Source organism: Paenibacillus sp. P3E (assembly GCF_001909045.1).
GTDB classification, from domain to species: domain Bacteria; phylum Bacillota; class Bacilli; order Paenibacillales; family Paenibacillaceae; genus Paenibacillus_AQ; species Paenibacillus_AQ helianthi.
Genome location: NZ_LVWH01000070.1, coordinates 70,982 through 85,947 on the forward strand (window position 1 = coordinate 70,982; position 14,966 = coordinate 85,947).

Consider the following 14,966-nt stretch of genomic DNA (forward strand, 5'->3'; position numbering starts at 1 on the left):
GCATAGACCATACTTCTGCCGGAGGTGCTAACGATGAAAAATATGTGTGTAGCCCATCGCGGATTTTCCGGAAAAGCTCCGGAGAACACCCTTGCTGCCATAAGGATGGCCATTGCACTCCCTTTTGTACGATGGATGGAGATTGATGTTCAGCTTACCAGAGATGGTGTCCCCGTAGTCATTCATGACTTCTCGCTAGACCGCACCACCAACGGACACGGCAAAGTCAAAAATATGGATTATGAACATGTCCGGCGTCTGGATGCAGGGAGCTGGAAAGGCCGTGCATTTCGCGGAGAACGCGTTCCTTCACTGGAAGAGGTGCTGCAGCTTGCCTCCGGCAGGTTGCGATTGAACATTGAGCTGAAGACTAACGGTGACATGTATCCCGGGCTGGAAAAAGCCGTGATTGATCTTGTCAACACTCACGGCATGCGTGATGAGGTAGTTCTGACCTCGTTCGATGCCGGCGCGCTGCAGCGGATCAAGGAACTGGACCCGCGTTTCCGCACAGGATTGATCTATGATGCCAGGTCTGGCGACCCGGCGAGGAAGCTGAAGGAGCTGGACTGCTCCTTTCTATCCATCAGCTTTGACCGGCTGAATCCGGGTCTGGCGAAGCTGCTTGCCGAGCGCGGGGTACGGGTGATGGCCTGGACGGTGAATAAGGCAAAAGAAATGCGCCGTCTGGCTGCGATGCATTCAGATATCATGATCTGTACGAATCGTCCCGACATTTGGGGTGATACCTTTCTGGAAGTATAGCTTAAGCTTACAATTGACGGGAAAGAGAGCTGAAGAATGAATGTGCGCGGATGTTAACAATATCTACTGCGTTGGACGAAACTACAAGCAACATGCGGAGGAGCTGGGCAACAAGGTACCGGTGGAGCCGCTGATCTTTCTGAAGCCTTCCCATGCGGCGGTTCCCCTCGACAAGGCTATGATTCAGCTTCCGAAGGATGCCGGACTGATTCATTACGAAGGTGAGATTGTTCTGCGGATTGCTCGGGACTATGTACCTGGCATGAGTGTGCAGGAGCTGGTAGATGTCATGGCCCTGGGGCTGGATTTCACCCTGCGTGATGTGCACAACGATCTGCAAAAGAAGGGTCTGCCCTGGACGCCCGCCAAAGGCTTCAAGAATGCTGCTCCGTTGACCCCCTATATTGCGTTTCCGGAAACGGATGAGCTGGAAGCGACGGATTACACCGTTCGTAAGAATGGTGTGGAGGTGCAGCGCGGGAACATTAAGAACATGATTTTCTCACTGCAAAAAATTGTAGAGTTCATTGCAGCCCGATACGGGCTGGGTAAAGATGATATAATTTTTACTGGTACCCCGGCAGGTGTGGGCCCTGTGGCTTCAGGCGATTCGTTCGAATTGTTCTGGGGCGATCGCTTAATGGGCACCTGCCTCATCGGTTAGCATATGCCAATGGGACTTGAAGTACTGCAATGGGTGATCGGCTTCTGCGGTGCCTTGCTGGTGGCTGGGTCGGCCTATTATAAGCAATCGCTCAGCTTTTCCGGGATGCTGGCCGCAGTTGCAATGGGGACGATCTACTTTGGGGCAGGGAATGCTTTTTGGTTTGGGATTTTGCTGTTGTTCTTCATCTCTTCCAGCCTGCTCTCGAAGCTTCACCATGAGAACAAGGCAGAACTGGAAGCCACCTATGACAAAACAGGACGCCGGGACGCCGGCCAGGTATTCGCCAACGGCGGGCTTGGCATGCTGCTGGTGCTCTTGAACGCCATATTTCCCCTGGAGCTCTGGGGATATCTGTTCATTGGCGTCATGGCGACCGTGACGTCGGACACTTGGGCGACGGAGATTGGCACCCTCGCCAAGAAGCCGCCCCGCTCTGTGCTGACGGGGCGTATTCTGCCGCCCGGCACCTCGGGTGGTGTCTCGCTGCCGGGCACCCTGGCTGCCGCTGCAGGCGGCGCCCTGATCGGTGCTGCCTCCTGGCTGCTGAGGGCAGCCTCCGGCATGCCTGAGCACTCCGTCCTGCTGCTTACGCTGGCAGGACTTCTAGGGGGGCTCGTCGGCGCTTTCGCCGACTCGTTCCTGGGGGCAACGGTGCAGCGCATGAACCGCTGCACCGTATGTGGCCGCGAGGTGGAAGCCTCGCGGCATTGCGGTCAGCCCACGGTGTACGCCCGCGGCTGGCGCTGGATGGACAACGATGCAGTCAATGCCGTCAGCTCCATTCTGGGCGGTCTTGCCGCCTTGCTGGTCGGCGGGCTATGATGCGAGGCGGCAGATATTTGTGCTTTTCATATTAGTTATAAACCTATATTCGCAATATCGAAGGAGGTGAACCGGTGAGCAGCGCGTCCATTCACAAACATACAGCTATTCTGGATGCCGCTTATGAGCTCTTCGGTTCAGGAGGCTTCTACGAAACGAAGATGTCGGAAGTGGCAGAACGTGCAGGGATTGCTAAGGGCACGGTGTATTTATATTTCAAAAATAAAGAGGATTTGTTCATGGCGGTCACCCGGCGGGACTGTGAAGGTTTTCTTCAGCAACTGGAAGGCAAGCTGCGGGCCAGCGGCAGTCTGACCGGGAAGCTGTCTGTCATTGCAGAGCATCATTTATTTTACTATTACGAGCGCAAGCAGCACACGAAGCTTTTTTTTCGGGCGCCGAATAACAATCCTGAGCTGGTAGCCTACATGGCGCTTTTTATGGACGAGTATATGCAGGCTGTAGTGAAGGTGCTGCTGGAAGGCGGGGCGTCCGAGCCGGAGCTGATGGCGAAGTCGTACATCGGCATGCTGGACCGGCTGAAAATGGATATTCTGTTTGACCCCTCTTTCTCGGAAGAGGACGTGCACAAACGGACGAAGTTTGCAGCCAGCCTCTTCATCGGCGGTGCCGTCGCCAACATGAATGCTTCACTTGGAGATTTACCGGCAGGACAATAAGGAATACAGATCCGGTTTAAAATATAAGGCAAGCGAGGACAGAGCATGAATATTATGACCGTGGAACATCTTTCCAAGAGCTATGGGGAAAAAACACTGTTCCGGGATGCATCGTTTGGAATGGATGACAGGGATAAGATTGGCGTTATCGGTGTGAATGGTACAGGGAAATCTACTTTTTTGAAGATCATCGCGGGTCTGGATACGGCTGATGACGGACAAATTTCCATAGGAAATTCGGTGCGGGTGCAGTACCTGGCACAGAATCCTCCGTATGAGCCGGACAATACCGTGTTGCAGCAGGTTTTTGCCGGGGATGAGCCAGAGCTCGCTACTATGCGGGAGTATATGGAGACTTTGTCTCTTCTGGATAAAAGCCCGGGCGATTCTGTCCTGGAGAGCCGGCTGGTACAGATCGGACAGGCCATAGACGCCGCCGGGGCGTGGCAGCTGGAGAGTGAAGCCAAAACCGTGCTGACAAAGCTTGGCATCACGCAGTTTGATGCGCGCATGGAGACGCTGTCCGGTGGTCAGCGCAAGCGGGTTGCTCTTGCAGCAGCCCTGATTACACCTTCTGAGCTGCTGATCCTGGATGAGCCTACGAACCATATCGATACAGACTCGGTAGCCTGGCTGGAGCAATATCTTCAGAAGCGGCGCGGCGCGCTGCTGATGGTAACCCATGACCGCTACTTCCTTGAGCGGGTAGCGAGTGTCATGCTGGAGCTGGATGGCGGACAGCTGTACCGTTATGAAGCGAATTATTCGCGCTTCCTGGAGCTGAAGGCTGAGCGCGAGGAACGTGAGGCATCCATGGAGCAGAAGCGCAAGAATCTGCTGCGCACCGAGCTGGCCTGGATCCGCCGGGGCGCCAAGGCCCGTTCGACCAAGCAGAAGGCCCGAATCGACCGTTACGAGAAACTGAAGGACAGCCAAGGCGCGGCTTCAACGGGCGCACTGGACATTTCCGTGGCTTCGACCCGTCTGGGCCGCAAAATCATCGAGATCAAGGATCTTACCAAATCAATGGATGGACGGACACTGATTAAGGATCTGACCTATATCGCGGTGCCGCAGGACCGGGTTGGCATTGTGGGTCCGAACGGCAGCGGCAAATCAACCCTGCTGAATCTGATTGCCGGCAAGCTTCAGCCGGACAGCGGAGAGGTGCAGCTGGGGGCAACCGTCAAGCTGGGGTACTTCACCCAGGAGCATCAGGATATGGATGACACTATGCGGGCCATAGAGTATGTAAAAGAAGAAGCGGAGATCATCCGCACAGCGGACGGGAGTGTAATTACAGCCGGACAGATGCTGGAACGGTTCCTGTTCCCGCCGGCTATGCAGTGGACGCCCATTGCCAAGCTCTCCGGAGGAGAGAAGAGACGCCTCTATCTGCTGCGCGTCCTGATGGGAGCGCCCAATGTACTGCTGCTGGACGAGCCGACCAACGATCTGGACATCGGGACACTTGCCGTGCTGGAGGATTATTTGGATGAATTCCCGGGCGTAGTGTTTACCGTATCCCATGACCGGTTTTTTCTGGACCGTACGGTGGATAAGCTGATTGCTTTTGAACAGGGAAGTATTCGTCTGCATGTAGGGGACTACAGTGAATACGAGGAATGGATGGCGAAGAATGTCCCGGCTGGTGGAGCAGAAGAGAGTGCCGGCAAGCGCGGCTCCGCACCGGAACAAGGACAGGCAACACCAACTGCATCTCCTTCCAGAGAAAAGCTGAAATTCACCTTCAAGGAACAGCGTGAATATGAGGGGATTGACGGGGCCATTGAGCAGGCGGAGCAGCTTCTGGCGGACATCAGCGTACAGATGGAAGCAGCCTTTGCAGATTCTGGTAAGCTTCAGGAGCTGGTGGAGAAGCAGCGGCAGGCAGAAGCTGAGCTGGAGCGCCTGATGGAGCGCTGGACGTATCTGAATGAGCTGGCAGAGAAGATTGCTGGCAAAGCTTAGGACTCGGGTATCCGTTAATCTGTGGATACCAAGCGACATTTTTACGTCATCCCAGAGATGGCTACCCTGCTTTTATGCTTGATGACTCACCAATTTGTGACACTAGCACAGCAATCAGAGCTCCTGCCCTGGTTGCTGTGTTTTCGTATAGCGTGCGGCTTTACCGCGCAAAGAGGAGGCAGAAGAGATTGACTTATTCGATTGAAACCGCGGTGGCCCTTCGCACCGCCGGCAAGGCTGAAGAGGCAAGAGAACTGCTCCTTGCCCTGCTGTGCGGGGATGAAGAGAATGCTGAGCTGCATTATCAGCTGGCCTGGACGCATGATGTGCTGGGCCTCGAACGGGAGGCCATCCCTTACTACGAGCGCAGTCTGTCACTGGGCCTGCCCACCGAGCAGCGCATGGGTGCACTTCTGGGACTTGGCAGCACCTATCGAACACTGGGGGAATATACCCTGTCCAAGGAAGTGCTTGAGCAGGGGCTGCACGAGTTTCCGCAGCAGAAGGAATTTGCGGTTTTTCTGGCCATGACGCTGCACAATCTGGGCGGTCACAGCGAAGCGATGAAGCTGCTGCTTACATTGCTTGCGGAGACTTCTGTCAACGAAGGAATCAGCAGCTACCGCCATGCTATCCTATACTATTCGGACAAAATAGATCAAGTTTGGGAATAAGCATTCAGAAATCCAAGCAGGCAGGTTTCCGTGATTTGGAAACCTGCCTGCTAACTATAAAAAAGCGGGCGCCAGCACCAGCCGGTAGACACCTGGCTGTGTAAAAACGTCCGCCTATACGAGCCAACAGAAGACTCCTGTTGGCTATTGATGATGCTAATCCGTCATTTCATCCGGTGGGTCCTGCCCGGCAGGCTAGCTGCCGCCTGCCACGGCAATCATCTGTACGACCGGGCGCGAGTCGCCGGTCAGCACAGCCTCTTCGGCGTTCATCTGCGAGGAACCATCGCCGTCGAGGAAGATCCCTTCCCGCTCTTCGCCGGGGACGGTCTCCAGAATGGCTGTACGGAATGCCTCTGCCGTACAGCGCGATGGCGTGACGATCAGCCATAGCTTCCCGTCCCCATCGTAGACCAGCCCCGATCGCATCCGCTGCTCGTCAGCATAGGGCAGATGCTCTGCGGCTGCCGTGGCCTGCCACAGCTCTTCATGCTGCAGGTTCATGCTGATCCCGCCCTGCGCCCAGTAATGCCCACGGTCCGTGACGGACAGGTCATCTCCCGAGGAGACGACCTGAACCGACATCGTCCCGCTCGCCCCGTCCCATACCAGCGTTCCACGCGGATATTTGGCGTTGAACCAGCCCGAGCCATACGCCCCTTGAACGCCGTTCACCGGGCGGTCATTCAGAATCGCCACCGACAGCAGGTCGCTGCCGTAGAAGAAGCCGCCGTTAATCCCGTAGGCGGCAATCGGGCGCAGCGGCGTACCTGCGCTGCGCAGCACGATGTCAGCAGGTGCCACTGACATCATATGCAGCTGCACCTTGCTGGAGCTGTCCGCCTGCAGGTAGCTGTATGTGTGAGGGAGGCCATGAAAGGCCTCCCTCGGTTGCGGCTTCGTCAGCATCACGATAGCCGCCACAGCAGCAACAGCCGCCGTCAGGAGAACGGCGGCTGTGAGCCATGGCCTGCGCTGTGAAGCCCGCTGCAGGCCAGCAAGTGCGGCCTCAGTTCGCGCCCGCATATGCGGCTAGCAGCTTGGCCGTGTTCAGCACAGCCTGCTTGTGAGTGCGCTCCATGGAGTGGGAGGCATGTACGCCCGGTCCGATCAGCGCAGCCCGGATATTGTTCCCGCCACGCAGGGCGGCGGAAGCATCGGAGCCGTACTGCGGGTAGATATCGACTGCGAACGGAATCGCCAGACCATTCGCCAGTTCGATCAGCCGGCCGGTCATGGCATAATCATACGGTCCGGAGGAATCCTTGGCGCAGATGGAGACATCGGTCTCCTTACAGCTTAGATCATCACCCATGGCACCCATATCGACCGCGATCATCTCGCTGATCTCTCCAGGAATCCAGGCAGCACCGTGACCCACCTCTTCGTAATTGGAGATCAGTAGAGAGAGGTTATGCAGCGGTTTCCAGCCTTCGCGTTTGATGCTCTCCAGCAGCCCGAGCAGAGCGGCTACACTGGCTTTGTCATCCAGATGGCGTGATTTGATATAGCCGCTGGGTGTGATAACCGCCCGCGCATCGAAGGAGATGAAGTCACCAACGGCAATGCCGAGCTTCAGGACATCGTCTTTGGTGGAGACCAGCTCGTCGATCCGGATCTCCATATTTTCCTCTGAGCGCTTGAAGTCACGCGCATCTGCGTAGACATGGACTGAAGGATGGCTGCTCAGAATTGTGCCGGTATAGGTTAATCCGGTGCGGGTGTGAATGATGCAATATTCATTTTCGATGCTGTTCATAGTAAATCCGCCGACAGAAGTTAGACGCAGCGTACCGTTCGGTTTGATTGAGCGCACCATGGCTCCAAGCGTGTCCACATGGGCGCTGATACCGATGGTGCGTGCAGGATCAAGTCCGGGAACGGTCAGAATGACTCCGCCTTTTTCGTTCCAGCTCAAAGGTACACCCAATGCTGCCGTTTCCTCAGCCACAAGGTTCATGGCCGCAGTCGTGAAGCCGCTGGGGCTGGGAGTATCGAGCAATTTTTTGAGAATGGTTAGAATGTACTCTTCATTAGGTTGTATGGTAAGCAAGGTAAATGTCCTCCTGTTCTTTATAAGCGATGTAATCAGCACATGCTAATTTGGGTTATGGTCATTTATATAACTTTTCTATGAAACTGTGGATCTACATTCTATATAGATTGAACTTGGAAAGTTGATGAAGGGGACTTCAGCCTTAGCCGGAAAAAGGTTCACTAATCCAACCCATTCAGCTTAAGAAGTATCCTATGTGGGAAAAAGTATCGCTAATTCAGCTGAAAGCGGCCGGATGGGATGATGATGCATGAAGCCAGGGCTTCAACCAATTTAGTTATACTTATTCCAAATAGCTTCTGTTCCTTAAGAGACTCATTGCGTTCTTCAAACTTGTGTGTCCTCAGTTCAACACATATATTAGATTCTCTTACGGGCTATCTCTTATAGCTGGGACGTGCTGTTAGAGGACAAGCTGTCCTGATTTACTGGCACCGCATCCAGGGAATTCCCTGCATCACGGAGCTTGTTTAGTTCTGCCGTAAGGCCTTTGATCTGCTTCTGCAGCTTGTATTGGCGAAAAATGCCGTAAGAGCCGACAATCACCCCGCCGATCAGCGCACAGCCAAGTATGACCAGGATCAGCGGAATGCTGACAACATCAAAATAGAAATTAACCTGAACCGGGTCCACATTGATGACTGCGAACACGGCGGTGAGCAAGGCGAAAATCAGGCCTAAGATAAGTGACCATTGCAATCTCATGTAACTTCCTCCTCTAAGCATAGATGACAAGATAAATCCCCTGCCCGCAGAGGGCAAGGGATTACAGTAATACTAAGCTTTTTGCCTTATTTGGTCAACTGTTCCATTTGTTCAATCACGCTTTCGAAGACACTCATCGCTTCGCGGATCGGTGCAGGAGAGGACATGTCAACGCCTGCCTTGGAGAGAATGTTGATCGAATAATCGCTGCCGCCGCTCTTCAGGAAGCCGAGATATTTATCTACCGCCGGTTTGCCTTCTTCCAGAATCTGCTTGGCGAAGCTGGTAGCCGCCGAGAAGCCGGTAGCATATTTATAGACATAGAAGCTGTTGTAGAAATGAGGAATCCGTGCCCATTCCATTTCGATTTCCTTATCTACCACCATATCCTTGCCGTAGTACTTGACGTTAAGGTTATAGTAGATTTCTGACAGATCCTGAGGTGTCAGGGATTCGCCTTCTTCAGCACGCTGGTGGATGATTTTCTCGAATTCAGCGAACATGGTTTGCCGGAACACCGTAGTGCGGAACTGGTCGGCATAATAAGTAAGCAGGTACATTTTTTCCTTCGGATCGGTTGACTTCTTCAGCAGATAATCCATCAGGAGTGCTTCGTTGGTAGTGGAAGCTACTTCTGCGAGGAAAATTGTATACTGTGCATCCCGGTATTTCAGCGTGTTGTCCGAATAGTAGGAATGCAGGGCGTGGCCCATTTCATGAGCCAGTGTGAACATGCTGTTCAGGTTGTCGTTATGGTTCAGCAGCACATAAGGATGGGTACCGTAGGCTCCCCAGCTGTAAGCGCCAGTGCGTTTATTCTCATTTTCGTAGACATCAATCCAGCCCTTGTCATAACCTTCCTGCAGCACACCCAGATAGTCCTCGCCGAGTGGTTTCAGGCCTTCTTTGGTAATCTTCTTGGCTTTTTCAAAAGTGATATCCAGCTTGTATTCGTCCACGAGCGGTGCGAACAGGTCATACATATGTAGCTCGTCGACACCCATCAGCTTCTGGCGCAGCTTCATGTAACGGTGCATCAGCGGCAGGCTCTCATGAATGGTATCGATCAGGTTCGTGTAGACCTCTTTGGGGATGTTGTCACCATAGAGCGACATTTCCAGAACAGAGGGATATTTACGGACACGCGAGTAAAAGACATTTTTGTTGACGTTTGCGCTTAGCGTGGCAGCAATTGTATTTTTTTGCTTACCGTATGTCTCATACACCGCTTTGAAAGCATTTTTGCGGACCTCACGGTCGGGACTCTCGAGGAACTGAATGTAGCTGCCATGCGTCAACTCTACTTCCTTGCCTTCCTCATTCTTGATCTTCGGGAACTTAAGGTCCGCATTATTCAGCATACTGAACACGGTTTGCGGCGCTTGGGCAAGCGTACCCACCTGGGCCAGGAGAGCTTCCTCCGCTTTGGACAGAACATGCGCTTTCTCGCGCTTCATTTCCGTCAAGGTGAAGGTGTATTCCGACAGGGAAGGGTCGGCAATGAACTGGTCGAGCTTCTCATTTGGCAGGGCAAGGATTTCCGGTGTGACAAAAGAAAGAGCTTCCCCGGCTTCCACTCCAAGCTTCTTCGCTTTTTGGGAGAGGGCCTGAAAGGTTGGGGCAGCCGTATCCTCGTCCTGGCGCATGTGCGCGTAGACATAGAGGCGTTCGGTCAGCAGGGACAGCTTATCGTCGAGCTCAAAGCATTTTTTGAGTGCTTCGGGAGAGTCAAGCTTGCCCTGGAAATCGGCCGCGCCATTAATAAGCTCCTTGACTTCCTTATATTCTGCATCCCATTGCTCCTGTGAGGCGAACATATCCTCAAGCTTCCAGCGGTTTTCGGCGGGCACTTCACTTCTCTTCAATAATTGTTCCATAGAAATCCTCCTCGGATGATGGGATGTAATAGGCATATTCTTCTGCGGTGCCGCATAAGCAGCGGGATCGCCCGGCAGCAGGCTTAAGGCAAGCAGAAGCGGGAGGGACTTGACAGCAAAGGACATAACGGAAGCCTCCTTAACACTTTAAGGTTGACTTAGTATGCCCTCCCAAATCCTGATTATGAATGATCCAGCCTCAGAAGCTATGCCACCAAGCTATAAATAATGAAGATAAAAGCCATGGCAATGAGAATGACCGCAGTCAGGGCCATGCCGCGCTTGAGGCGCGGCGGCACTTTTTCCTTGCCCATGATCAGCACTGCTCCAAGACAGAGAACAACAATAATGAAAATAACTAAATTCTCGTTATCCATTCCCGGCTAGACCTGTTTGAAGGCAGCGATGATATTTTTGTACTCTTCTTCATTATCTTTATACGATTCTTTGTTGAAACGGTTGTTGACCCATTGCATCATAGCTGGACGGCTCATAAAGGTATGCGTTTCTTCTCCCCATTGATCAGAAATTTCGCGGAGAACAATATAGCGCCCCTGAACTTCTACCGTCATCATATTCCATTTGTCTGTTTTGTATATTTCATGTTTTTTGATCATTATCATTACCACCCTGGCGATTTTTGGCTTTTGGCTCAATGATAACGCACGGGGGAAGTGAAAAGCAAATATTATCACTGGAGAAGGGAAATGATGGATTGATTTGGAGGTATAGTTGGGGTATAATGTAAGCATTCGTCATATATGGCGGTATTTTTAGGAGGTTGTTCATTTGAAAGGTACAGTAAAATGGTTTAACGCAGAAAAAGGCTATGGTTTTCTTCAAGTAGAAGGCGGCGAAGATGTATTCGTTCACTTCTCAGCAATTCAAGGCGACGGATTCAAGACTTTGGATGAAGGCCAAGCGGTAGAATTCGATATTACTGACGGTAACCGTGGTCCTCAAGCAGCTAACGTAGTTAAACTATAATAAACGGCTGGACAGTTTGTCTGTCAGTCACAACATATATTTTTGGAATGGCAGCACTTGCAAGAGTGATAACCAGCAACTTCAAAGCACACAGTTCTTTCGGGAACTGTGTTTTTTTATTTTACTTGTTAGAGCAACGAAGGGCCGCCGGTAGCAAGAAGTGCAGCCCCTTGATAGAATTAATTGCCTTTGCGGCGGGAATAACGGACGATACTGAAGCCAGTGTCCACCAGGTGCTTGGATAAAAAACCGACGAAGGCGAGCAACGAGAAGCTCATCGCCACCACATAGAATACCGTCCGTCCAGCATCCGCATAGAGGAACCCGCCAAATGTTCCGCTGAGCAGACCTGCCGCACTCGACCATACAACTGTGAAGATTGCCATGCCGGTTGCACGGAGATGATCGGGGATAATGCGCGTAATGTACCGGACGGCCGTTACGTAGTATATGCCAAATGAAATGCTGTGCATGGCCTGTATAGCAATCACAGTACCGGGTTCATTCGCCAAGGACATGAACAGGAACCGTGCAGCAAACATCAGACTGGCAAAAGCGAGCAGCGGCAGCTCTTTGAATTTGTCACCGTATTTGCTCAGGACGAAAAAAACGGGAATTTCACTCAAGGCTGAAGCCAGCAGCGACCAGCCGATAATTTCATCTCCGGCATTCATGGCTTTGAGGCTGAGTGTTAAGAAGGCTTCATTCATCCGGTATCCGATCGCAAGCACGAAGACACTGCCGAAGAACCATAGGACTTCCTTTTGCAGCAAAATCTGTTTCAGTCCTCCACGCTTAAGCGGCTCCTCTTCGGAACCGGCGATCATGGCCTTGTTGTTTTCTTCGGTCCGTTTGACATCCTTCAGTCCAAAGGTAATGAGTAGCGCAATCACTACGATTACTATGCAGACCGCTATGCTGGACGATGAGCCCAGAGCTCTCAGCACATATCCGATGGTCAGTGCGAAGAAGGAGTAGCCAAGTGATCCGAATACCCGGATCGTAATGAAGTTGCGCCCGTGGCGCTGGGCAATTTTGATCGCCATCGTATCCGCAAGCGGGAATAACGGGTAATAGAAGAAATAGAAAAGGGACAAAATAAACATCACGGCCCCAAAATCCGTAGTTCTTGCCAGCAGCAGTGCGGTAACCAGTTGGCCGGCCAGAAGAATGGCCAAGATTTTTTTGATGGTGCCCAGCCTGTCACTCATCATGCTCCAGAACAGGTTGGACAGAATGGAGATCAGCGGTCCTATAGAATACAGGATTCCGATCTGGGGACTGCTGAAACCAAGGTGAGTATAAAATAATGGGAAATAAGATACTACCAGCACACTTGTGCCGTAGAGTGTGAACATAAAGGATCGCAGCCAGTTTTGATCGCTGTACTGGCCTCCGGTCCGTCCTGATAACATGAAATTGCACTCCTCCGAATATGAGATACGGCTTCGTAATCCATACTTTAGTGTTGAACGCGTTCTAGTATAGCACAATGCAAACGCCGGATGTCCGCAGAAATCAGGAGATTTCTGAATCTTTCAGCGTTTTGCGAAAGTGATTTTGTTGTTTGTACAAATACGCTCTGCATATTATAATAATGATGATTTGGATAAGGAGACAACAATGTGGAGGCACTGTCATTGAATGAATTTGAGCAAGGCCGTTACCTTAGCCCACGCGGCCCAATCGGGCTGATGAGCAGGGTCTACAAGTACGTGCTGCCGGAAGTGCGGGAATGTCTCCATTTCTGGCGCCAGGATGCGGAAGGGATTCCCGACCCCGAGCTACGGAAGCAAGCGCTTGCCAGCATTGAGACCAAAGAGTTTCACTGCCAGGGTGGCGGAATATATGCCGCCGGCAATTTGTCGATGAGACATATACTGATTCCGCTTATTGTTGCTTATCAAACGATCAGTGATTATTTGGACAACCTGTGTGACCGCAGCACATCTCTTGATCCTGCCGATTTCAGGCTGCTGCATCAATCCATGCTGGATGCCATTAACCCTAAGGCTGAGCTTGGTAATTACTATGCGCTTCGCACTGAACAGAATGACGGAGGATATCTGCACAGACTTGTCCGCAAATGCCAGGAGATGACTGCACTCTTACCCGGCTATGCTGCCGCAGCTGAAGAAGTGCATGGTTTGGCTGTGCTGTATACGGATTTGCAGGTCTATAAGCACATCCGCCCCGATCTCAGGGAGGCTGCCCTGAAGGAATGGTGGGAGGTGGAAGGCAAGCGGGCCCCGCATTTGCAGTGGAATGAGTTTGCGGCGGCAACAGGCTCAACCCTCGGCGTATTTATGCTGTTTTTGGCTTCATGCGACCCCAAGCTGAGCACATCGGCAGCGGCCTCCATTCGGGCGGCATACTTTCCGCATTTATGCGGTTTGCACATTATGCTGGATTACCTGATCGATCAGGATGAGGACCGGGCTGGCGGGGATCTCAATTTCTGCAATTATTATGACAATAGTGATACCATGCTGAATCGGATCGCTTCCATTGTGGAGTGGGCCCGCAGGGATGTCCGGAATCTACCCGAGACCTCAATGCATCGCATGGTCATCGAGGGCTTGCTGGCACTTTATTTATCCGATCCGAAAGTCAGCGAACAGCGGGAGGTTCGCTCAGTATCCAGACGTCTGATGAGAAGAAGTCCTCTGACAAGATTATTCTTCTTCGTGAACAGCCGCTGGATACGCAGACATATGTATTAGAGGCTGCGGGGCGTTATTCTGATCAAGAACGGGCTCCGCACAATTTTAAGGAGGAACTAACAGGATGGCAAACGTAAAAAAAATCGCAGTATTAACCAGTGGAGGAGATTCGCAGGGCATGAATGCCGCTGTACGCGCAGTAGTACGTAGTGCAATCTACTACGGTATTGAAGTGTTCGGAATCCAGCGTGGATACCAGGGCCTGCTGAACCGTGACATTTTCCCTATGGATCTGCGCAGTGTCGGTGATATTATCCAGCGCGGAGGCACCATTCTCCAATCGGCCCGCTGCCTCGAGTTTGTGACCCCCGAAGGTCAGCAAAAGGGTGCGGATATCCTGAACGAGATGGGAATTGACGGATTGGTTGTTATCGGCGGAGACGGCTCTTATAAGGGAGCTAACAAACTTAGCAAGCTTGGCATTAATACTATGGCTTTGCCGGGTACCATCGATAATGATATTTCGTTCACCGACTATACCATTGGCTTTGATACTGCGGTAGGTGTTGTAGTTGATGCCATCAATAAGCTTCGTGATACGATGTCCTCGCATGAGCGTTCATCGATCGTAGAAGTTATGGGCCGCCACTGCGGGGATATTGCACTACATGCCGGTCTTGCTTCCGGAGCCGAAACGATTCTAGTACCGGAAATGCCTTATGATCTGAACGAAGTAGCCGACCGTATGCGCGACAACTTTGCCAGAGGTAAACGTCACAGTATCGTAATTGTCGCTGAAGGTGTAGGCAAGGGCGAAGATGTGGCTCAGGCGCTGAAAGACCGTCACGCCTCCCTGGACGCGCGCGTTACAGTTCTTGGACATATTCAGCGTGGAGGTACTCCGACTCCAGGAGACCGTAATCTGGCCAGCCGTTTAGGCGACTTTGCTGTACGTTCCCTGATCGAAGGTCAGTCTGACAAAGCTTGCGGCATTATCAAGGGTGAGCTTACGCTTACAGACATCGATCTGGTTGTTAATACCAAAAAAGACTTTGATACCGAGCTTTACGAGCTGGCATCCCGTCTTTCCCAATAGTCT

16 protein-coding genes are annotated in these 14,966 nt (G+C 52.2%); 9 read left to right on the forward strand and 7 right to left on the reverse strand.

Features of this window, described 5'->3' with window-relative positions; genetic code table 11:
- The first annotated feature begins 33 nt into the window (after positions 1 to 33).
- The 6 genes from A3842_RS08005 to A3842_RS08030 all read left to right on the forward strand — a co-directional run bounded on the left by A3842_RS08005 (position 34) and on the right by A3842_RS08030 (position 5,579).
- Complete coding sequence (locus A3842_RS08005) at positions 34 to 765, forward strand: glycerophosphodiester phosphodiesterase (protein WP_074101018.1); 732 nt, start codon at positions 34 to 36, stop codon at positions 763 to 765.
- Positions 766 to 805: 40 nt separating this feature from the next.
- Positions 806 to 1,429, forward strand: a complete 624-nt coding sequence (locus tag A3842_RS08010; protein WP_074086085.1) for a fumarylacetoacetate hydrolase family protein — start codon at positions 806 to 808, stop codon at positions 1,427 to 1,429.
- Positions 1,430 to 1,453: 24 nt separating this feature from the next.
- On the forward strand, positions 1,454 to 2,254 hold the full coding sequence (locus tag A3842_RS08015) for a DUF92 domain-containing protein (protein WP_074101032.1): 801 nt from the start codon (positions 1,454 to 1,456) through the stop codon (positions 2,252 to 2,254).
- Between the two features lie 74 nt (positions 2,255 to 2,328).
- The gene (locus A3842_RS08020) at positions 2,329 to 2,934 is read left to right on the forward strand and encodes a TetR/AcrR family transcriptional regulator (RefSeq protein WP_074086086.1); all 606 of its coding nucleotides are present in this window, start codon (positions 2,329 to 2,331) and stop codon (positions 2,932 to 2,934) included.
- Positions 2,935 to 2,979: 45 nt separating this feature from the next.
- The gene (locus A3842_RS08025) at positions 2,980 to 4,905 is read left to right on the forward strand and encodes an ABC-F family ATP-binding cassette domain-containing protein (RefSeq protein WP_074101019.1); all 1,926 of its coding nucleotides are present in this window, start codon (positions 2,980 to 2,982) and stop codon (positions 4,903 to 4,905) included.
- Positions 4,906 to 5,093: 188 nt separating this feature from the next.
- A complete protein-coding gene (locus tag A3842_RS08030; RefSeq protein ID WP_074101020.1) occupies positions 5,094 to 5,579 on the forward strand; it encodes a tetratricopeptide repeat protein in 486 nt (161 codons plus the stop codon).
- A 195-nt stretch (positions 5,580 to 5,774) separates the two neighbouring features.
- On the opposite strand, the gene A3842_RS08035 is transcribed toward A3842_RS08030, so the two are convergent.
- From A3842_RS08035 to A3842_RS08055, 6 genes are all read right to left on the reverse strand, one after another.
- Positions 5,775 to 6,605, reverse strand: a complete 831-nt coding sequence (locus tag A3842_RS08035) for a hypothetical protein (protein ID WP_083609519.1) — start codon at positions 6,603 to 6,605, stop codon at positions 5,775 to 5,777.
- Positions 6,589 to 7,632: a M42 family metallopeptidase gene (locus tag A3842_RS08040; RefSeq protein ID WP_074101021.1), complete on the reverse strand. Its 1,044-nt coding sequence runs from the start codon at positions 7,630 to 7,632 to the stop codon at positions 6,589 to 6,591. Before A3842_RS08040 ends, A3842_RS08035 begins: the two co-directional genes overlap by 17 nt.
- A gap of 387 nt (positions 7,633 to 8,019) precedes the next feature.
- Positions 8,020 to 8,340, reverse strand: coding sequence for a LapA family protein (locus A3842_RS08045; RefSeq protein ID WP_074101022.1), 321 nt, complete (start codon positions 8,338 to 8,340; stop codon positions 8,020 to 8,022).
- An 86-nt stretch (positions 8,341 to 8,426) separates the two neighbouring features.
- On the reverse strand, positions 8,427 to 10,217 hold the full coding sequence (gene pepF / locus A3842_RS08050; RefSeq protein ID WP_074101034.1) for an oligoendopeptidase F: 1,791 nt from the start codon (positions 10,215 to 10,217) through the stop codon (positions 8,427 to 8,429).
- Between the two features lie 206 nt (positions 10,218 to 10,423).
- On the reverse strand, positions 10,424 to 10,594 hold the full coding sequence (locus A3842_RS32430) for a hypothetical protein (protein ID WP_167374752.1): 171 nt from the start codon (positions 10,592 to 10,594) through the stop codon (positions 10,424 to 10,426).
- Between the two features lie 6 nt (positions 10,595 to 10,600).
- Positions 10,601 to 10,834, reverse strand: coding sequence for a hypothetical protein (locus A3842_RS08055; protein WP_074086091.1), 234 nt, complete (start codon positions 10,832 to 10,834; stop codon positions 10,601 to 10,603).
- Between the two features lie 172 nt (positions 10,835 to 11,006).
- Between A3842_RS08055 and A3842_RS08060 the strand changes: the two genes are divergently transcribed.
- Complete coding sequence (locus A3842_RS08060; RefSeq protein WP_019911834.1) at positions 11,007 to 11,204, forward strand: cold shock domain-containing protein; 198 nt, start codon at positions 11,007 to 11,009, stop codon at positions 11,202 to 11,204.
- Positions 11,205 to 11,383: 179 nt separating this feature from the next.
- On the opposite strand, the gene A3842_RS08065 is transcribed toward A3842_RS08060, so the two are convergent.
- A complete protein-coding gene (locus A3842_RS08065; RefSeq protein WP_074101023.1) occupies positions 11,384 to 12,619 on the reverse strand; it encodes an MFS transporter in 1,236 nt (411 codons plus the stop codon).
- Between the two features lie 225 nt (positions 12,620 to 12,844).
- Here A3842_RS08065 and A3842_RS08070 point away from each other — a divergent pair, with 225 nt between their 5' ends.
- Together A3842_RS08070 and pfkA are read left to right on the forward strand one after the other, a co-directional pair.
- On the forward strand, positions 12,845 to 13,927 hold the full coding sequence (locus A3842_RS08070) for a tetraprenyl-beta-curcumene synthase family protein (RefSeq protein WP_074086142.1): 1,083 nt from the start codon (positions 12,845 to 12,847) through the stop codon (positions 13,925 to 13,927).
- 64 nt (positions 13,928 to 13,991) lie between these two features.
- Positions 13,992 to 14,963, forward strand: coding sequence for a 6-phosphofructokinase (gene pfkA, locus A3842_RS08075; protein ID WP_074086093.1), 972 nt, complete (start codon positions 13,992 to 13,994; stop codon positions 14,961 to 14,963).
- Positions 14,964 to 14,966 lie beyond the last annotated feature (3 nt).